20 protein-coding genes are annotated in these 19,759 nt (G+C 45.9%); 8 read left to right on the top strand and 12 right to left on the bottom strand.

Annotated elements, in window-relative coordinates:
* Positions 1–32 precede the first annotated feature (32 nt).
* Both A3EU_RS0105355 and A3EU_RS0105350 read left to right on the top strand, forming a co-directional pair.
* Positions 33–1,175, top strand: a complete 1,143-nt coding sequence (locus A3EU_RS0105355) for a glycoside hydrolase family 3 N-terminal domain-containing protein (protein ID WP_020535101.1) — start codon at positions 33–35, stop codon at positions 1,173–1,175.
* Between the two features lie 105 nt (positions 1,176–1,280).
* A complete protein-coding gene (locus A3EU_RS0105350) occupies positions 1,281–1,949 on the top strand; it encodes a hypothetical protein (RefSeq protein ID WP_020535100.1) in 669 nt (222 codons plus the stop codon).
* Between the two features lie 81 nt (positions 1,950–2,030).
* On the opposite strand, the gene A3EU_RS0105345 is transcribed toward A3EU_RS0105350, so the two are convergent.
* From A3EU_RS0105345 to A3EU_RS32525, 5 genes are all read right to left on the bottom strand, one after another.
* Complete coding sequence (locus A3EU_RS0105345; RefSeq protein ID WP_020535099.1) at positions 2,031–3,014, bottom strand: OmpA family protein; 984 nt, start codon at positions 3,012–3,014, stop codon at positions 2,031–2,033.
* A gap of 310 nt (positions 3,015–3,324) precedes the next feature.
* Complete coding sequence (locus A3EU_RS0105340) at positions 3,325–4,071, bottom strand: head GIN domain-containing protein (RefSeq protein WP_083937261.1); 747 nt, start codon at positions 4,069–4,071, stop codon at positions 3,325–3,327.
* A gap of 291 nt (positions 4,072–4,362) precedes the next feature.
* Positions 4,363–4,974 carry a hypothetical protein gene (locus A3EU_RS0105335; protein WP_020535097.1) on the bottom strand — a complete coding sequence of 204 codons (612 nt, stop codon included), beginning with the start codon at positions 4,972–4,974 and terminating at the stop codon, positions 4,363–4,365.
* Positions 4,975–5,116: 142 nt separating this feature from the next.
* Complete coding sequence (locus A3EU_RS32530; protein ID WP_020535096.1) at positions 5,117–6,682, bottom strand: DUF4974 domain-containing protein; 1,566 nt, start codon at positions 6,680–6,682, stop codon at positions 5,117–5,119.
* Positions 6,683–6,694: 12 nt separating this feature from the next.
* Entirely contained in the window at positions 6,695–7,429 is a 735-nt protein-coding gene (locus A3EU_RS32525) for a FecR family protein (protein ID WP_425412651.1), read from the bottom strand.
* Positions 7,430–8,006: 577 nt separating this feature from the next.
* Between A3EU_RS32525 and A3EU_RS0105320 the strand changes: the two genes are divergently transcribed.
* Both A3EU_RS0105320 and A3EU_RS0105315 read left to right on the top strand, forming a co-directional pair.
* Positions 8,007–9,080, top strand: a complete 1,074-nt coding sequence (locus tag A3EU_RS0105320) for a TIGR03032 family protein (protein WP_020535094.1) — start codon at positions 8,007–8,009, stop codon at positions 9,078–9,080.
* Between the two features lie 28 nt (positions 9,081–9,108).
* Positions 9,109–10,584, top strand: coding sequence for a T9SS type A sorting domain-containing protein (locus A3EU_RS0105315; RefSeq protein WP_020535093.1), 1,476 nt, complete (start codon positions 9,109–9,111; stop codon positions 10,582–10,584).
* Between the two features lie 106 nt (positions 10,585–10,690).
* On the opposite strand, the gene A3EU_RS0105310 is transcribed toward A3EU_RS0105315, so the two are convergent.
* Positions 10,691–11,386, bottom strand: a complete 696-nt coding sequence (locus A3EU_RS0105310) for an HAD family hydrolase (RefSeq protein WP_020535092.1) — start codon at positions 11,384–11,386, stop codon at positions 10,691–10,693.
* Between the two features lie 136 nt (positions 11,387–11,522).
* On the opposite strand from A3EU_RS0105310, the gene A3EU_RS0105305 reads away from it, so the two are divergent.
* From A3EU_RS0105305 to A3EU_RS0105295, 3 genes are all read left to right on the top strand, one after another.
* The gene (locus tag A3EU_RS0105305; protein WP_020535091.1) at positions 11,523–12,011 is read left to right on the top strand and encodes a gluconokinase; all 489 of its coding nucleotides are present in this window, start codon (positions 11,523–11,525) and stop codon (positions 12,009–12,011) included.
* Between the two features lie 347 nt (positions 12,012–12,358).
* Positions 12,359–13,702, top strand: coding sequence for a GntP family permease (locus tag A3EU_RS0105300; RefSeq protein ID WP_020535090.1), 1,344 nt, complete (start codon positions 12,359–12,361; stop codon positions 13,700–13,702).
* 310 nt (positions 13,703–14,012) lie between these two features.
* The gene (locus A3EU_RS0105295) at positions 14,013–14,531 is read left to right on the top strand and encodes a TrmH family RNA methyltransferase (protein ID WP_020535089.1); all 519 of its coding nucleotides are present in this window, start codon (positions 14,013–14,015) and stop codon (positions 14,529–14,531) included.
* Here the strand turns inward: A3EU_RS0105295 and A3EU_RS0105290 are convergent.
* From A3EU_RS0105290 to A3EU_RS0105260, 6 genes are all read right to left on the bottom strand, one after another.
* Complete coding sequence (locus A3EU_RS0105290) at positions 14,519–15,505, bottom strand: aldo/keto reductase (RefSeq protein WP_020535088.1); 987 nt, start codon at positions 15,503–15,505, stop codon at positions 14,519–14,521. The genes A3EU_RS0105295 and A3EU_RS0105290 overlap by 13 nt on opposite strands.
* 414 nt (positions 15,506–15,919) lie before the next feature.
* Positions 15,920–16,270: a hypothetical protein gene (locus A3EU_RS0105280; RefSeq protein WP_020535086.1), complete on the bottom strand. Its 351-nt coding sequence runs from the start codon at positions 16,268–16,270 to the stop codon at positions 15,920–15,922.
* Positions 16,271–16,279: 9 nt separating this feature from the next.
* Positions 16,280–16,765: a DinB family protein gene (locus tag A3EU_RS0105275; protein WP_020535085.1), complete on the bottom strand. Its 486-nt coding sequence runs from the start codon at positions 16,763–16,765 to the stop codon at positions 16,280–16,282.
* Between the two features lie 5 nt (positions 16,766–16,770).
* On the bottom strand, positions 16,771–17,208 hold the full coding sequence (locus A3EU_RS0105270; RefSeq protein WP_020535084.1) for an SRPBCC domain-containing protein: 438 nt from the start codon (positions 17,206–17,208) through the stop codon (positions 16,771–16,773).
* 3 nt (positions 17,209–17,211) lie between these two features.
* Positions 17,212–17,967, bottom strand: a complete 756-nt coding sequence (locus A3EU_RS0105265) for a cyclase family protein (protein WP_020535083.1) — start codon at positions 17,965–17,967, stop codon at positions 17,212–17,214.
* A gap of 15 nt (positions 17,968–17,982) precedes the next feature.
* The gene (locus A3EU_RS0105260; RefSeq protein ID WP_020535082.1) at positions 17,983–18,348 is read right to left on the bottom strand and encodes a cupin domain-containing protein; all 366 of its coding nucleotides are present in this window, start codon (positions 18,346–18,348) and stop codon (positions 17,983–17,985) included.
* Positions 18,349–18,771: 423 nt separating this feature from the next.
* Between A3EU_RS0105260 and A3EU_RS29485 the strand changes: the two genes are divergently transcribed.
* Positions 18,772–19,731 (top strand): FG-GAP repeat domain-containing protein, encoded by a 960-nt coding sequence (locus A3EU_RS29485; RefSeq protein WP_169433322.1) that lies wholly within the window; start codon positions 18,772–18,774, stop codon positions 19,729–19,731.
* The last annotated feature ends 28 nt before the right edge of the window (positions 19,732–19,759 follow it).

Genomic DNA, 19,759 nt, shown 5'->3' with positions numbered 1-19,759 from the left:
TTATTGCATCCTTCCTAACAAACTGGCACACCATGCACAAATATTCGCTTCTCTTTTTCCTGACAGGGTTACTCCTTACGACCTCCTGTCAACCAACTTCCTCTGCCGAATCTACAACGGAAGACACCACCCCCGAGATTACAGACGCTATGCTAGGGCAGCTGATCATGCAGGGCTTCCGGGGGTTGGAAATCGACAGCGTGAGCCCAATCGTTAAAGATCAGCTAGCTAATGGAGAGATTGGCAACATTATTCTCTTTGATTATGACGTAGGCCTCAAACGTTACGGTCGAAATATTGCCTCACCTACTCAGGTTGGTCAATTACTCACTGACTTACAGGCATTGGCACCGGGCTTTTTACTTACCGCTATTGATCAGGAAGGAGGACGTGTAACACGGCTACGTCCTTTTTATGGTTTCCCTGAAATTGCTGCTGCCCAGGATATGGGAGCTAAAGAAAGCACCGACTCCACCACTTTTTATGCCACCCAAAATGCGACAAACCTCAAAACGCTAGGCTTCAATGTCAATTTTGCGCCTGTGGTTGACCTCAACGTCAATCCCGATAATCCCGTGATTGGAAAAATCAAGCGAAGTTATGGCGCTACAACCGACCAAGTTGTCCGTCATGCCCGCGCCTGGATCACCCCCCATGCAACAGTAGGTATTCTTTCTGTGCTCAAGCATTTTCCTGGTCACGGTAGTTCACAAAGTGATTCCCACAAAGGCTTCACCGACGTCACCGCTACCTGGACGCCCAAAGAGCTGGAACCTTTTGAACAACTACTCGCCTCGGAGGAAGCCTTGGCAGTTATGACGGCACACGTTTTCAATCGCACCATTGACTCTATCTACCCCGCTACCCTCTCTCCACATTACATTCAGGGGATGCTTCGAGACTCTTTCCATTATGATGGCGTTGTTTTTTCTGACGACCTGCAAATGAACGCCGTAAATAAACTCTACGATTTTGAGACCATCATCAAGCAATCCATCCTCGCTGGGGTTGACATGCTCGTTTTTGGCAACAACCTCGAAGATTACGATGAGACACTCGCCCGTCGTACCATTGCCACTTTACGCAAGCTGCTCGATAGCGGAGAGATTCCCGCAGAACGCATCTTGGAATCCTACCAGCGTATTACTAACCTCAAAGCGCAATTGTCTAAATAGTTAAACTTGTATTAATCCGGGGTACAGAGCTTGCTGTAGATCATTTTCTTGCCGAATTTTAAGGAGTTGAATCTTTTTCAAACACCTACAACAAAATTCTCTGAGATGAAAACGACAATGCTCTCCCTCTTTTTTCTGCTCCCTGTTTTATTATTGGCACAAAAAACGACCGACCAGCGCGTCATCTTTGGCATTGCCCAATCGCATTTACACCTGTTAACAACGGACCATTACGAAACTTACAGTAGTAATAGCCGCAGCACTAGTATTCGTAGCGAGATCAAGAACAGCCGTGGACTGGGGTTCAATTTAGGCTATAGCCGCACCATTCACCCACGTTGGGAATTGAGTGCCCGGATCAATTACGCTGGCAACAAAGTACAGGATACCATTTACCAATATTACCGTTTACCTACCAACACCTTACCGGATACCCGCACTAGATCTTACCGCGCATTTTGGTCGGAAGCCATGGTCTTTTGGCGAATGATCGGAGAACAAAGTCTAGCGGACCTACAGTTGGGTACGGGTATAGCTCATATCTATTATCGACAGGAATACAACTCTGGCTACGTATTTAATCTCGACTTTGATCAATTCGATGTAAAATACCACACCATTGAGCGAAAAGGAAGTTTTGGCATACCCATTCATCTACAATTCCAATACCCTATCAACTACAACTGGAAAGTTGGTTTCGCTGCTCAGTTCAACTCCTTTTTCAATGGTAATCAACAGTCTGGCGTTACGGCTTTTGCGGCATACCATTGGTAAAACACAGGGCGTTTTTACCACCTACCCACACAAGTAAAAAACGATGTAACTAGGTGGTAAAAACGCCATATCTCATGTCTACTACTCCCCTATCAACTCATACAATCCTTCCAGTTTAGGAGTCAGAATAATTTCGGTACGTCGGTTTTGGGCCTTACCTGCGGCCGTATCGTTGGTTGCTATAGGATAAAACTCTCCCCTGCCTGCTGCGATGATACGCTCGGCAGCGACGCCATTAATCGCCAGTTCCTTCACCACGGTGGTTGCACGGCCTACGCTGAGGTCCCAGTTGAAAGCGGCCTCTCCATCGGTGTCAGTATGGCCTTCTACCGTAATGTTGATGTCCTTATTGGCTTTGAGTACTGTTGCTAGTTGTGCAATAGCTTGTTTTCCCTGGTTATTAATGGTCTTACTACCGGAGGCAAAGAGCAGGTTTTGGCTTAAGGAAACGTATACTTTACCATTCTTTTCCCGTACAGTAAGGTCTGCTTCTGAGAACCCTAGCAAAGCCTGATTGACCCTGTCGCGAATTGTCCGCAAGCGGGCTTCTTTGTCAGCAATTGCTTTCTCCAACTCGGCTACTCTTGCCTCCCTGGCTACGAGTTCCTGCTGGAGGCGTTGTTGATTTTCCTCTTCGTCACTCAATTGCTGCTGGAGGCCTTGCAGCTCTTTTTGGCGTTGGTTCAGCTCTTGTTCTTTCTCATTGAGGCGTGCATTGAGACTTGCATTTTCATCACCCGCCGCAGCCAATGTGGTACGGTTCTGTTCGAGGATGCGATCATAACGTGCAAGTAGATCGCGATTAGTTGCATCTAGCTCTGCATACCGTTGGCGAGAACGCTCCAAATCCGTCGCAACTTGTTGTCTTTGTTCCTGCTCCGCAGTGAGTTGAGATTGCAATTTAGCTGATTGATTGCGGTAGCTATCCAACTCCGCTTCCGTTTCATTAAGCCGCTGGGAAAGGCGGTTTTTGGCAATTTCGAGGTCAGTATACTTTTGTTGTGAAACACAACTCGTTAGGAAGACCAGCAGCAGCATATTCAGGAAAAACAAAGAATTACGCATATTTTAAAATAGTTGTTCAAGGGTAAATGAATCAATAATTCCTTTAACGTAATCTAGTATACCTAAGGTTCGTCAACTCCCTTTTTTTCGACCAAAAAAGCAAATAAAAAAGCCCTTTCTACCGAGGCAGAAAGGGCACGTATACGTTACTGAATTACTACGCATTTTAGTATTGGTCAAAAATTAAGTTCCCTCTTTCAGTTTCGGTTTTTAGCTTGAATAAACTCATCCCGACTTTTAGTACGGGATCGTTTATATCTTCACTAAAACCGAAAGTCGGGAATTAATTATTCGACCGTTACTTAACTGGTTAATTTGCATCAATGACTTCACCGCTACCGGTGATCGACACATCCAGCAGGGGCTGCCCCTTGTAGTAGACATCGCCGCTGCCCGTAATCCGCACATCCAGGCGGTCTTCAACCCGGACTTCAGCATCACCACTGCCTGAGATTTTTATGTTTCCTTCGCGCACCGCAATATCGAAAGCCTCTAAATCACCACTACCCGTAACATCTAGGTCCAGTTCATCAGCTAAACCTTCCAGGTATACTTCTCCGGAACCGGAAATATCAACCTCTATATCATCGGCCTCCAGTGCCATATTTATTTCACCAGAGCCAGAAATACGAAGCTCTATATCACCTACTACGAAGGTATTGGTGCTTATAATCTTACCAGAACCGCTGATTTTGATCTCATTTAAATCAGGAACAGTAATGTAGAAAATGAGGTTATCCACGTCACGGACACAATCTTCGGTTCTAATCGTCCAAATACCACTGTTGCTTATATCCAGATCCAGTTCGTCAAAAATATCTGACTTCCCTTCAACCGTTACCGATTGTTCTGGCCCTTGAGTGATTTCAACCCTGGCGTCCATCGCCAACGAGATTCCGGAAAAATCCGGTAAATTAAGATCAATAGTACTTATCGGGCCATCCGCATCCATGCAGCCAAAAAGGCCGTCATCATCATTGATATCTACAAAACATCCACTTAGGAATAAGCTGCCGGTACATACCAGCGCGAAAATAAATTTAAGATTATTCATCATTTTTGATTTTTAGGGTTAAGTATTGGGGTACTCTCCCGATTGCTTGGGGTCGCGGGGTGTTCGTTCCGATTTGTCGGAACTCACGGTTGGTGCTCTTCCTATAAATCGGAATCACGATAGTGTTCGCTGCGCTCATGGGGGTGCCGACTGCGTCGGCGGTAGCCGCGCTAACCGCGAGCTTTCGCGAGGAACGAGCACAAACGTGAGCGCAGCGAACGCTACCTGCCAAGTGTGGAAGGGAAACACAAAGTTTCTTCCTTATCACCTAACTGTTGAACCAATAAATTAAGGTTACCAATTATTGCTTCTTCTGCGACCAAACCAGCCGAAACGCAGGGTTACTCCTGCAACAGCACCGGAAAAGTCTTCGCCTTTCAGCCCGCGGTCTTCGTTAACGCCAGTCACATAGCGATAGCCTACTGTTCCGGCCAACCTAAACCAGCGGGTAATATTTAATTCCATGCCTATTTCTGGGGTTGCCACAAAAATCTTGTCCAACTCACGGTAAGGGGTATTGCCATTCAGATCAATATTAATAGCTCCCCAACCAAGGCGTGCGCTACCGTACATGTGTACCAGGCGATGTGGTTGGTAAGTCCCCCCTAACCAAAAGCCGCCATGACCAATATCCAGTACATCTACCTCCCCATCTTCGTAAAGTTGATCAAAATCTACACTGGCCAGGCCGTAACCGCCAATGAAGAAGCTGTTGATCACGAGGGCACCACCGCCACCTACCGAAGTGCTCAGATTGTTGCTCAATCCATATTCCGTAATTGGGCCACCAAAGGCTCCAACGACTCTGGCCTGATTAAAAAGGGTTTCATGTTGGGCTTGTAAGCCAATTGTTGCAGTGAGTAACACCGCCAAAAAAAGAAGTTGTTTTTGCATTAAATTTTTCATTCGTCGAGTGTATTTAAGACTTAAGTGTTGTCTCTTAATTAATTTATTGTTTGGACATGGCACTGCCAGTACTTAGTGTGCTACACTAAGCGTCTGGTACGCTACCAGTTGTAATTAAATCCTTGATTTAAGCTTGATAATACTACAGGCGAATACCAGCTGAAAAGCCTATCCAACCTTGAAAATTCGTTTCTCCCTGCTGCTCATTCCACAGCGGATTAACCGGAATACGTGAACCGTAAGTATCGGTAGACGCATCATATAATTGAGACCACATCACATTGAGTACAGGCCCGGCATAAAAGCTCATTCGCCCATTCAATTGATAGTCTAAAGTTGTTCTAAATTGCCCCAGTAGGTTAAGTTTACTTGTCCAGGAGTCCATCTCATTAACATGCATGGCTACTGCCTCTATGTTCAACAAAACTTTCTTTCCTAGTCGGGGAGCCACACCCAAACCGTAACCTACAGACCAAGTGGTGTACACTGCTTCGGAGGTGAGGTTGTCAACAGTTTGCTGCTCCACAACATCCCAGCGTAAGCCTAGGTGAACAATATTGTAAAGCTTGCGCACCCCAAATTTAGCCCCTAGGTTGACATACATATTTTCTGTAGCTCCAACCTCTACTCTATTGTAACCGTACTTAACAAAACTCAGTAGTCCCAAAGGGGCTTTGCCAGTCGTATCACAAACATTCAGCAAACCTACCTGCCGTTTTTCTACGTATCGGGCGCGATTGTAAAAGCTACTTACCTGGCGTTCCACATCACCTTTGGCCCAGTTAAAAGCGCCAGCAGTCTGTTTACCATCCAAATGGTGCTTGGAAATATTGAATAATCCAGCAACCTGTGCGCCTGTCATACTATCCAGCACGATGTTTCCAACGCCTGCTACTTGCGCACCCTCCACTGTTCCTCCTGTATGATTGACCAAGCCGGCCAGTTGGGTACCAATAACATTTCTTCCAACTTGGTTAACGCCGCCTGCCATCTGGAACCCCCGCATGTCTTCTACAACGGAATTGGCAAATCCGCCAATCTCAAAACCATCTACAGCTTTACTGGTTCCCCAAAAAACGTTAATCGAAACGTTGTTAGTCACCTCATTACTACGGTGCGTATTGGTGCCGAAATAAGGCAATAATGAAATCTGCGCCAGGCGGTGGGTGGCATCATATTCTTCCATGGCCATTTCCCGCTTATGGTTTTCCATAGCGATGGCAATTCTTTCCAAGTCTTCTTCTTCCAGCTTATCGCTTAGCCATTGGTCGCCGCCAGAAATTTGTTTGGGTTCTTGTGTCGGAATTGCCGTTATTGCCGGTGGCGTTGGCCGTGGTTCCTGATACAAAGGTGTTTTTTGACGGGGCTGTATCGCTTTGGTTTCAATTTGCCCAAGTCTTCCAGGGTCAGATCTCAGCACAATTTGGTCACCAATAAAGGCGTGCCTGATCGGGCTAGTAGCAAATAGATGATCCATTGCATCCTGCACTGGCATTTTATTTGCGGAAGCATTGAGGTGGTAATCCATCGGCAACCGACTCGGGCTGTAGGTGAAATTGAGATCAAAACGCTGCTCCAGATCCACTAGTGCATCCCCTAAAGTAGTTTCCTGATAGTGGTAACTAACCTGAACATTACCTTGTTGCGCCCATGCGAAGCACGGCAGAACAAGCAGGCATCCGATTTTTAGCAGGTGTTTGTACAACATGGGGTCTTGGTTCTATTGACAAGCTTCTCCCGCAAAGCGGTAGATGCCTTTATTTTCATCCAATTGCAACTCCATCGAAAACTCAACAGCCTCCAACAGGTCATTTAAGGCTATGTTCTCGTACTTGCCATTCAACAAGCACTTTCCTAAGCCTTCTGTAGCCAACTCAATCTCTACTTCGTAGTAGCGCTCCATTACTTTGATCGCTTCGGAGAGTGGCACATCTTCAAAATCTAGTTTCCCATCCTTCCAGGCAGTACTATTTTTGGCTTCTTCCTCTTTTGTGGCAATCGCAGCAGTTTCTTTAACAAACACCCCTTTANCACCGGGTAGTAACTCTACTTTTTGTGCTACTTCTTCAGCCTTCGGAGCTTTCGTTTGGGTTTCCAAAGCAACTTTTCCTTCCTTGACACTTACCTCTACCGACTCTTCCTCTGGGTATGCTCGAATATTGAAGGAGGTGCCCAAAACAGTAGTAATGGCCTCTCCTGCATAAATCCGAAAAGGCTGCAAGCTGTCTGTCGCTACATCAAAGAACGCTTCTCCTTCCAGTTGCACCCGGCGCTCGCCGTTTACTTCTTCGTAGGTTAGATAAGTGTTTTCATTGAGCCATACCGAAGTACCGTCTGGCAAAGCCAGTTCCGACTGTTCGTCATTCAAGGTACTGGCAATGACCGCCGTATTACCAGAAGGTTGCAACGTCCACCAGCCAGCAACGAGCAACAAAGCTATCGCTGCCGCTGCCATCCATCGACGGTAGTTGAAGGAAACGATAATTCCTTTGCCTGAGCCTTTCGCCTGTGTAACGGGTGCATCGGTTAACCTTGCATCTACTTTTTCCCAGGCATTGCTTTTTTGCGCTGAAAAATCAGGATAAGCCATTTGAGATGTCAAATCCCACAGTGTAACCGCATTATCAAAGAACTTTTGACCTTCAGAAGAATCAGCTACCCATGCCAACAACTCCTCCTGCTCAGCAGCAGCAATATTGCCACTGAGATAAGCTGCCATCAACTCCTCGGCCCGGGTATTTTTCATAATTCTTTCCCTTTGTCAATGTTAGGATGTGGGTACACTTTACTCCCCCCTATTCCCAATGAATATTTTTTTAAAAAAAACTAAGTAACTCCTTTAGGCTGCTAAACAACAGCATAAAAAGTAAAGATAAGGCTTTACCATGGCATTAAGGTTCCAAGCATATCCTGTTAAAAGGTTTTTAAAAAGCTGTAAACAGGCTCCTCTTTAATTATCTTACCTTATCATTACTTTATTGAAATGGTTACTCTTGTCTTTCTTGAACAATCAACTCTAAAAATCACTAACCTTGGCTTTACCTCCCTTTAGTTGCCAGTACACTCCTGGATTCGCCGCTACCTTGCATCAGCTGGGCATCAGCTTAGCCCTTAGCACTTACCAGGCTGGCAAAGTGGTCTTACTAAGCCCGAAGAATGAACAAAGCATTGTGCAACTACCCCGTTCTTTTGGCAAGGCGATGGGCATAGCCCTTCATGAGGACCGCATGGCCATTGCAACAAAGGACGAGGTAATTGTCTTACGCAATTCACCAGCATTAGCACATCACTACCCTGCGAAGCCCGCCGTTTACGACAATATGTTTATGCCCCGCGCTAATTTTTATACAGGAGCGCTAGATATTCACGACCTGGAATTTGGCAAAGGAGGGCTTTTCGCCGTCAATACCTTTTTCTCTTGTCTATGTAAAATTGACGCTAACTACAACTTTACACCGATCTGGCAGCCTCCTTTTATTAGCAAACTAGCAGCGGAGGACCGTTGCCACCTCAACGGCATGGCTATGAAAGACGGACAGCCAGCCTACGCTACTGCTTTTAATCAAGGCGACACCCCCAAAAGCTGGCGACCAACAGTTACAACCAGCGGAGTTGTGATGGAAGTACCTTCCGGAAAAGTCATTGCATCTGGCTTAGCCATGCCGCACTCCCCTCGTTTATACCCCGAGGGGATTTTCGTACTCCTTTCAGCAGCAGGTACGCTTTTAAAGATTAATCCGGCAAGCGGACAAAAAACAACGGTCTTTCAACACCCCGGCTTCCTTAGAGGTATGGATCGCCATGGCGATTACCTCTTTATTGGAGTAAGTAAAATTAGAGCCAGCTCGAAAACCTTTGCTAAAATCGACGATAAATTCAAACAATCCCCGGCAGGAATACTTGTTGTTCACCTACCCAGCGGGAAGCTCGTTGGCCAATTGGCCTACCAAGAATCCGTAGAAGAAATTTACGACATCAAGGTCCTCCCCGGCATGTTACGCCCGAATATAATGAGCACCTTACAGGACGATCACAAGCGAGGCTTGGCAACACCCTTTGCTACTTATTGGGGAAAAGAAACAGAAAAAAAACTAAACCCTCTATAACATTTTTTATTACTAAAACTTTACTCACATGTACCAAAGAAAACAACAAATTTCAACGACCCGCCGGCAGTGGCGCTACCTGAGCAGCCGGGTAAAACAATGGGTCAAAGATGGCAGCTTTGCTAATTTTACTTCCGCAAAGCAATCATTCTTGCGCGACCGTCTACGGCAATTGTTTCAGCAAATGTTACGATTGGAAAAAATGAGCAACTTGCGTAAAGCCCTCGGTGGCGCTATTCTTTTGCTGGGCTTAGGGGCTACACCGGCACAAGCTCAAGTGAATTTCGCACCATTAGAAGAGAATCCGTTCGGGTTGATGACCCACAATGACATTCGCTTTGAAACCTTGGCCGATATTGATGGCGATGGCGATCTGGACATTATCAGTATACGCTATGAGAATGATGGCGAGTATGAGGATAACCAAATTCTGGAATTTCGTGAAAACCAAAGTACTAATGATGGTACCTTGGCCAATTTCACGAAGCCTGTATTTGACGCATTTGGGATAATACTCCCAAGTATTGAAGACGGTAATATGCTCAACCCAGTTCTTGCAGATCTGGATGGTGATGGCGACCTAGATCTTCTAATCGGCTCCTATATCTATGGAGAGAATGCTGATGGCGACATTTTCTATTTCCAAAATACAGGGGATGCCCAAAATCCAGTTTTTGGAGAACCACAGATCAATCCTTTCGGGATAGACAGCGATGGTTCTACTGCTTTCACCCCTAAATTGGCAGACATTGATNGTGACGGGGACCTCGATTTATTCAGTGCTTTTTACGACTACAGTGAGTATATTGAAGAAAACGGCATCATGTTTCAAGAAAATACGGGTACTGCTACCGCTCCTGCTTTTGGTGCAGTACAACGGGATATTTTTGGGCTACCGACTTCTTTTGAAGACGTCATCTTCCTAGAATTCGGCGATATCGACAACGACGGCGATGTGGATATCCTCGCGGGTTCTCCATATTATGACGACTATGATTATAGTGTTTCTCATCAATATTATGAAAACATAGGAACCGCTACCTCTCCTTCTTTTGCAGATGTGGCCATCGATCCATTTGGATTAGAACCGCAATCATCTTTGTTCCTCTGGCCTATGCTGGGTGATCTAGATAACGACGGTGATTTAGATGTTCTTACAGGAGCTACCTATAATGAATTTACCGAGGTCGCAGGCTGGGGCTACCAGGAAAATCTGCTCCTAAATGTAGCCGTTGAGGAACTTGCCGATGAGTTTACACAAATAGAGGTATTCCCTACCGTAAGCAAAGGAATGTATAATTTACAACTCCGTACAGAGGAATCTTCTTTAGCCTTAACACTCAAAGTGTTTAATACCAATGGCCAGTTGTTACAGCAGCAAGACTATCCAGCTACCACCCAGTTGGATGAGCAATTACAGCTTGACAGTTACCCTGCCGGCACCTACTATTTGCAGTTGCAAAGCGGGCAAAAACAATGGACGGGCAAGGTGATTAAGCAATAATATGTGGCTTTCGCCAATAATATGTAGAAGCGTTTAAGGCGTGATCACACAATACAGGGAAGCTGAAAACATAATTTGTTTTCGGCTTCCTTTATTACTGGTAGCCTTATTGGTGTTCTAGCAAAACAGTATCCACCGCTTGGTGAAAAGCAGTTAAGTCTTGGTAATTACTCAATACTACTTTTACCCCCTCTCGACGCAATACCTCCTCATCGCCCTGCCGACGCAGGCCAATCAGTGGTAAGTTCATTTGCTTCGTCGTTGTAACATCCCATATGGCATCTCCAATATAAACCACATGGCTGATCTCATGGGCAGCACGCGCCAGATCAATTGCCGCCTGCAATATATGGTCGCGTTGCTCCATTCCATCCGCATAAGCAGCATAAGGAGGCGCTGGATGAATCCCTACATGCTGTAATTTCACCTGCGCTGGGGCCCGCCAACCTCCTGTAGCAATACCTAGAACAAAGCGGTCATCTTGTTCCAACTGCCGCCAGCAATCACTTGCACCTGGTACTTCCTGAAAAGCTTCCGGTTGTTTTTCACGCTCTAATTGTAAGCGGTTGACGTAATGATCTTCAAAAAGCTGCCGTTCCTCATCCGTAGCTGCCCGCTGAAAATGGCGGGTAAAGACAGTCCTAAAAATAACATGATCGGTCACATGCGGATATTGCCGCCAGTCGATACTGGGAAAAGATTCGCCAAAGACCTCCTGGTAGCTTTCAGCAAAACACTGGCTGTCAACAGAATTAGAAAAAAGAAGGGTTCCATCTATGTCAAAAAGGAGAAATGTCTTCACGGGCTTTGTTGCTTCGGAGGTAGGAGTAAATAATCATTGGTAAAACCGCCAAAGGGCTTTATAGTTGGACAAAAATAGTGGTTCTTAAAAATTCTCCCGATCTTTCCTCTTCATCAAGGGAATAAACCGTTCAATCATGCCTTCCATCTATCTTATCATGGGCGTTTCCGGCAGTGGGAAAAGTACCATTGGCCAAGCTCTAAGTACACGTGCTCACCTCCCTTTTTTCGATGCTGATGATTTCCACCCCGAAGCCAACGTCGCAAAAATGGCCGCTGGTCACCCTCTCAATGACGACGATCGCCAGCCCTGGCTAGAGGCCCTGTCCACATTGCTCAAAAAGCAAAGTCAAAATGGAGAAGGTGCTATTTTGGCCTGTTCAGCACTCAAAGCCAGCTACCGCAACACCCTCGAACAAGACCTCTCCCCCCCTCCCTTAGTCGTTTACCTCAAGGGTAGTCCCGAGCTGATCGCAGCCCGAATGCAAGCCCGCACCGGGCATTTTATGCCGCCTGCCCTACTTGCTTCTCAATTCGCAGTACTGGAGGAACCCCAAAATGCACTCATCGTCTCCATTGATCAAAGCATCGATCAAATCGTTGATGATGTCCTGGCAAGTACTTAGAAACAGCACAAAAAATGGCTCAACTCATTTTTTTGCATAATTCTTAGCTTGACTTTCGGCATTCGCCGAAAGTCGTAGAAGGATTAAAGGTATAGGGATTTGAAACTGAAGGAGGATAGCTACCGTTTAATTTCTAACTTTCGCTTTTCTACGCCCTTGTTGGGAATTCATCCTTCTGCGTCTTCTGATCCCTGTACCCTGTACCATAGGCGCGCGAAGCGAGCCGAACTCTGAGGACTGAAAGGACGATCACCGAAGGTTATCACTCTACGGACTTTTGCAGAAAGTCCAGCTTAGTGCCTTTAATTTTCGTAATTTCCATTCTTTTTGATTAGACTACTCCTTATATGACCGCCCAGTTATTCATAGCTATTTTCTTCAGCATTGCGCTTCTTCTTCTTTTAGTACTACAATTTCGGCTCAACGCCTTTTTGGCTTTACTGATCGCCAGTATTGGCTTTGGTCTTTCGGCAGGTATTCCTACTACCGAAATCATCACCAACATCACTACTGGCATGGGCGGCACATTGGGTTTTGTTGCCACCATTGTGGGCCTGGGAGCCATCCTGGGAGCAGTCTTGGAACATTCGGGGGGCAGTCAAGCACTGGCCCGGTTTCTACTTTCACGCCTGGGCGAAAAACGGGCCTCCTTGGCGTTTGTCCTTACCGGTTTTCTGGTCGCTATCCCCGTTTTTTTCGATGTCGCTTTTGTTCTTCTAGTACCACTGGTTTACGCCTTGGGTCGGCGCACCGGGCGTTCGTTACTCCACTTCGGCATTCCTTTATTGGCTGGCTTGGCCACTACCCACGCTTTTATACCTCCTACGCCCGGCCCAATCGCCGTCGCAGATATTTTGCAAGCCGAACTGGGCTGGGTCATTATGCTAGGCTTTGCAGTAGGCATCCCCACAGTTACCGTAGCCGGACTATGGTGGGGAAAGCGAGTAGGAGATAAGTTTTTTATTGCCGCCCCTCCTCTTGGCGGCCCAGAGCTGGAAGATGCACAGCTACCTCCCATCAAACTTATACTTACGCTGATTCTATTACCAATCATTTTGATTCTGGGCAACACCCTCACGACAATGCTGACCAAGGCAGATGTCTTGGCCTCCACGGTCCTCACAGATGGCATCATATTTCTAGGTCATCCCTACGTGGCGCTATTGTTGTCGTGTCTATTGGCACTTTACTATCTGGGAACCAAGCGGGGTCTAGACAGCAAAGCATTACAAAGTCTGGCCACCAAGGCATTAGCCCCTGCGGGTGCGATCATCCTGATCACCGGTGCTGGCGGAGTTTACAAACAAATGTTGGTCACCAGTGGCGCGGGAGCCTCTCTTGCCGAGGTCTTCCTCCAGTTCCAGCTGCTTCCGCCATTATTGGCTTTTATCCTGGCAGCACTTATCCGCATTCTTCAAGGGTCGGCAACTGTCGCTATGATTACGGCTGCGGGCTTACTTGCACCTGCCCTCCCGACACTGGGCTTGAGCCCACCTCAATTAGCACTATTGGTACTGAGCATTGCCGCCGGAGCAAGCACCCTCTCTCACGTCAATGACAGTGGATTCTGGCTGGTAAAAGAATACCTCCACATGGACGAAGCAACGACGCTACGGAGTTGGTCGATGATGACCGTGTTACTTTCTTTAACAGCACTGGTGGTCATTGTGGTTCTTTATCCGATGGTGTAAATTTGGGGCCCTGCCTGCGTTCCTGGGCACCAGGCTGTCTGTCCCTTCGGTCCGCCCATCCTTTTGGGCCTCCTCTCCCGATGAATCGGGATCCGGCGTGCTCCAGGCCTTGCCTTCCGCACTTGATTACTATTTGAAAATCTAGTAAGGCAAGGTATAAGTACGCGTATTGTTGATTTTATTCGAAATATACCTCAATCGTATAAATACATTCATGCATACACACACCACTCTTTCAGCAACAAACTTATTGCTAGCGACAACATCCATTACCTACAAACACAAAAATCATACGTCTCCAAATAGCTAGATGAAAAATCTACTACCTTTGCCGCTCGTCAACACTCCATTCATGGATCTTCTGCTTTACGCTCCCGAATACCGGCCCAATATGTCTTCGATGATTCGCTCTGCGGAGTTCTTCGGGTTCAAGCGCATTTACATTTACGATCAAAATAGTTTGCTTACCCCGCCAGACAACAAGAAAGGGCGAGCCAACATGGAGCACATGGCCAGGGTGTGGACCGCAGGAGCTGTCAATCACATTGAGATCATTATACTGGAAGACGCTATTGATTTTTTGCAAAACTATACGGGCAGAAAAGTAGGCACCCTCGTCAATGAGCAGGCCCAACATTTGAATGATTTTAGCTGGCAGGCCGAGGACCTTATCCTTTTTGGCAGCGAAAAAGACGGCCTGCCAGCGGAAGTCATCCAGTCCTTAGACGCCACCGTCTATATCCCCAGTTTTGGACATACCGATTGTCTCAATGTGGCCGTAAGCTTTGGTATTGTGGTAGAAAAAGCGATGCAGCATCACCAAAGGTGATGTACTTCTGGTTGGATGTATTCCTCATAAATTGCATTCATCGCACTCACCTGTGCAGAACTCAGGGCAGGGCGGTCGTAAACAGAGAAATTGGAGGCCAAGTGCGCCAATTTAGAGGCCCCCGGAATAACGCAGCTTACCTCGGGGTGAGTTAGTATCCACTGTAAAGCGATAGGTGCCAGGTTCTCCTCTTCAGGAAACAAGGCTTTCAGTTTTGAAACAGCAGCCAACCCTAAGTCATAATCAACGCCAGAAAAAGTCTCTCCTTTATCAAAACCAGCACCATCGCGGTTAAAGTGACGGTGATCATCTTTCTCAAACGTGGTATTTTCGTGATAAAGACCAGTGAGTAAACCACTCGCCAAAGGTACGCGTACAATGATGCCTACGTCTCGTTTTTTTGCTTCCTGGAAAAATAGTTCGGCTGGACGCTGCCGGAAAAGATTGAAGATAATCTGTACTGTACTTACGTTTGGAAACTCGATTGCTTTGAGGCCTTGTTCTACCTTTTCTACGCTTACGCCCAGGTGTAATATTTTGCCTTGTTCCTTAAGTCGGTCAAACGTTTCGAATATTTCCGGGCGGTAATACACCTCTGTGGGCGGGCAATGCAGTTGAATCAAATCCAAACATTCCAATCCTGTCCGGTGCAAGCTGTCTTCTACAAACTTCACCAACACTTCAGGTTGGTAGCCCTCATTGGTATGTGGGTTGATTTGCCGTCCACATTTGGTAGCAACGTAGATGCGCTCGGAACGTTGGCGCACTACTCTGCCGACCGCTGTTTCGCTCATGCCGTTTTCATAAACATCAGCGGTATCAATAAAATTGACGCCAGCATCGATGGCCGCATTGAGGATTTCATCCGCGTTTTTATCATCAAAACCACTCCCCCACTTGCCCCCAACCTGCCAGGTGCCCAGAGAAAGCTCAGAAATATTAAAACCGGTTTTTCCTAATGTTCGATACTGCATGGTGAGACGGACTTTTTTTATTCTTTTACGAAGGTAAGGTTACTAGTGGGCGAAATCAAAGAAACTCTCAATTAGACGATAGGCCGCTGCTAATAAGCTGTACAAAGGAACTACACTGAAAAGTATAGCGGTGAATATTTGCGTTTTTAGATTCCTAATTTTTAGAAGACCACGAACACTAAAAATCAATAGTGTGAAGTAAATAGGAATAAATACATTCCATGTATAAAAGCCTTTAATAACCCTTGCACATGGTTCTTTAAGCTGTTGTCCTCCTGAGTTAATCATAATTAACACAAAAACCACGAACACCAAGACACTATTTTCAGAAGGTTTCTTGTTCATGACAACACTTTATAATTTGAACCAATTATTCATCTCGCGGTAGTCTGCTACTCACAAAACAAACCTCCCCTACTCCACCATCCCCCCATCCTTCCAAGCCTGTAGCACTGAAATCTGCGCGCTCGTCAATGGCGCTTGACGCATTTTGTAGGGCATAAACTTCCGGTTACTAGGGTCCAACTGTACTCGAAACAATATATCATCGATCTTTTCTTTAACGGAGCCATAAGTATAGAGCTGGCGCTTCTTACTTACCCTTTCACCATGACAGGAAAGACAATGAACCTCAAAAATGGGAAGAATATGCTGCTGGTAAGTAACAAGAGCAGACTCAGAATTAGCATTTGACAACAGCGCCGCGGTGTTACTCAATGAAAAGGCAGCTAGTCCAAGGGTGACAACAAACAATATTTTTTCCATAAAAGAAACCTAATTCATCCTCAACAAAAAGCGCTCTATCTGACGACGATGGCGTAAGATGTGAACAATCGCATGCTCAAAGAGTTGCTCTACATTATAACGCTGGCCCCAACTTACTTTGATTTTTTTATCCGGGTCTTTTTCCTCCAATTGCAAATTGGGATAATCGGCAAAAAGCTGTTCATTGTAAGCAAACATCCGCTGTAGCTCTTCCTGATAAGGAGCAATCGTATCATGCGTTTGGCGTTCCATATATTCTAGTGCTTCTCCCTCATGTCTCCTGATGGCAATAGCGTAACCGTACCCAGCACGAACTACGTGAGCCAGTATGGATTGAATAGAACGACAATCTGGATCATCCGTGTGCGGATCGGCAAGGTATACGAGTTGATCATTAGAAACGGTCGCAATCAGGGCTTGTAGTTCTTTTACAGCCCGTTCGTATTCATCTAACAAGGCGCCAACAGCGCCATTATCTCGGTAAATTTTCTTCATGATTCTTAGCTTTTTTCCGCTTCCATTATTTTCTTCATTTCCGCCATGACCATTTCCCAGCCTTGGCGAATATGTGCCAAACGTTCCTTATTACCATCAAAGGTCTCATTAATAATAGTTAGTTCGGTAAAGCCTTCCTTTTCTTTCAGGTGGTAACTTACGTGAATGTAATTTTCAGGCACGTCCTCCAAACCAAAATTCGGATCAAACGTAGAGTATTTTAAAGAACGCCCCGGCTCAATAGCCAATACATTTCCTTTCTGGTAAGCCTCATACCCTTGGTAATTCCCCTGCCAGATTACAGAGCTACCCATTGCCCAAGTCGATTTCACTTCACAGTTAAACATGTACTGTTTTGTGTAAACAGACTCCGTCAATAAACGCCAGCTTTTTGCAATGGTGGCAGGTAGATCTATTTGTTGTTTAATACTTTGCTTTTGCATAATTTATGCGCTTTTTGCCCGATACAAAACGGTTTTACTCGGGCTGGCATCAAGCTGCATGCTCGTGATTTGGTGCTGAAGCAAGTACAGTCCGTCTTTTATAGCATCCTCTACAAAAATCAACTCAGTAATGGTCGCCCCCAAGCGGGTAGCATAGGGATATTGCCAAAAGGCCTTGTGCGCAGAGAGCGCACCACCATCCTCCTCTCGATCCACAGAAGGGAGGTCTAATAAGAGGTGTTCTACACCATAATCCACCAATAATTGGGCCGCATCTGCTGCCAAATACGGAGGATTGGTCCCGGAATAATTACGTTCCAACTTTTGGTCATCATTGGGCAAGGTCCGGATGACTACTGCGGCGGTCTCTCCTGGGCGCAGTACTTCTGCCAATTGATCTCGCTCAATTACGCGGTCGCCATCTTCCAGTTTACATGGATAGATGCTTATCAAACGAGCGGAATGGTGGTATTTCTCCAGGCAGTTACTCAGATAATAGGGCTCCTTACTGATGTGGCCTACGCATTCGGTGTGCGTTCCGTTGCCGTGGGGATTGAGGCGCACATTCTTAAAGTTCACCAAGCCCCCCTCGGCGGTAGACCCTACAAAATCGCCTGCTTTTACGGGAAAACTCTCCGCTAGTGGCGCGTAAAAACAATTTGGCCCACGCCCATCAAAACGTAAAGGGATACTAATATCCAAAGGCTGGGCAAGGTCTGCTGTAAAGGCTTTTCCGCTTATTTGAAATTGCGCATTCATAATGGTCTTCTTTGATTATATCCAATCATAGCTGTGCTTCGTAAGCTCATGCTCTACCTCCCCTGTATGCTTGGTACTGTGGGGTTCTACTAGCATTAGGTGTACCTCCTGACCGTCCTTAGTGCGCGGGCGATGCTCGACACCTGCGGGTACAACAACCATATCACCAGGCCCCAATTCCACTGTATGCTCAGGAAAATCGATATACAACTCTCCTTTGATGATGTAAAACATCTCGTCTTCCTGCGCGTGGTTATGCCAGACGAAATCGCCTTGAATTTTCGCCAATTTCACTTGCTGCCCATTTAGTTCAGCAATGACTTTTGGCGTCCATTGTTCCTTGAATAAGGATAGTTTTTGCTCGAGGTTGATCTTTTTCATCGGTCGGGTTATTTTTTTGCCTAGTAAATGTAGCATCTAAAAGCAAAGTACGCAAAGACCAGCACTATATATCGCCGATCTACCAACTCAGCTTAGCCCAAACAAGCATTTCTACCTATTCCTCTCCTCCTTTCTACCCAAATCTATGAATTAGGCAATTCCTACCTTATAACAATCACCATTAGGGGCCACCTTTGTGAAGTCAATTATCAGGACACTAAGTCCTCTTACACAATAGATTACTCACTACACAAACCCTAAATTATGCTTACCAATCATTCCATAATGAACAACAGAACATTATTTCCCACTTTAAAAAACGCCTTGTGCTTCTTAGTTTTTCTAATCTTAATGAGTGGATGCTACTCGCCGGTTATAGCTCAGAGTAATAATTTTTATTTCACCAACAAAAATGGTTGGAGTATGACCCGCCATGTCCGCACTACCGGAGATATAAATGGTGACGGCAAGGACGATATTATCGGTTTTGGAGAAGCAGGCGTTTATGTCTCCTTTTCAGATGGCTTTAATTTCTCCGTCCCTCAACTTTTATTGAATAATCTTGCTATTGGAGCCGGTGCCTGGGAAGCGAGTAAGCATCCTCGTATGGTTGCCGATGTAAACGGTGACGGGAAAGATGACATCGTGGGCTTTGGCGGCGCAGGCGTATTTGTTGCGCTATCGCAAGGTCAAACATTGGGGCAGCACACGATCTGGATCAACCATTATTTCACGGAAGCCAACGGCTGGAATGAAATGGACCACGTCCGTACTACCGCCGATGTAAACGGTGATGGAAAAGCCGACTTAGTAGGCTTTGGTGGTGGCGGTGTCTTTGTATCGTACTCTGACGGGAGTAAATTTTCAGAACCTCGTATGCTCATCGAGAACTTTGCTATAGGTGCTGGCGGCTGGAACAAGAGCGTACATACCCGCTTAATGGCTGACATCAACAATGACAACCGAGCAGATATTATTGGTTGTGGTGGAGAGGTCTATACGTCGACTGCCAATGGAAAAAGATTTAGTGCAATTCAAAAACATGACCTTTCCTTCTTTACCAATCCAAATTGGTGGAACCTACTAAGGCACCGCAGAATGGCTGCCGATGTAAATGGTGATGGTTCAGCAGACCTGGTAGGATTTACGGAGAGTAAAGTTTACGTTTCCTTTATGCGAAATGGTTCGTTCGAATCTCAACAAATGAATTTCAGTGAATTCAATTATGCTCAAGGCTGGTCACCCGAAAAATACCCCGTATTGATGGGCGATTTCAACGGCGACGGAAAAGCCGACATCATTGGCTTTAAGGAAGATCTAGTGTATACAGCATATTCTAATGGTACTTCCTTTGACACGCCTCGTTCCATAGTCTTTAGATAAAACCCTAGTGCTAAACCAATAAGTTACT

Source organism: Lewinella cohaerens DSM 23179, from assembly GCF_000379805.1.
GTDB classification, from domain to species: Bacteria; Bacteroidota; Bacteroidia; order Chitinophagales; family Saprospiraceae; genus Lewinella; species Lewinella cohaerens.
This window is presented reverse-complemented; position numbering and strand designations above follow the sequence as displayed.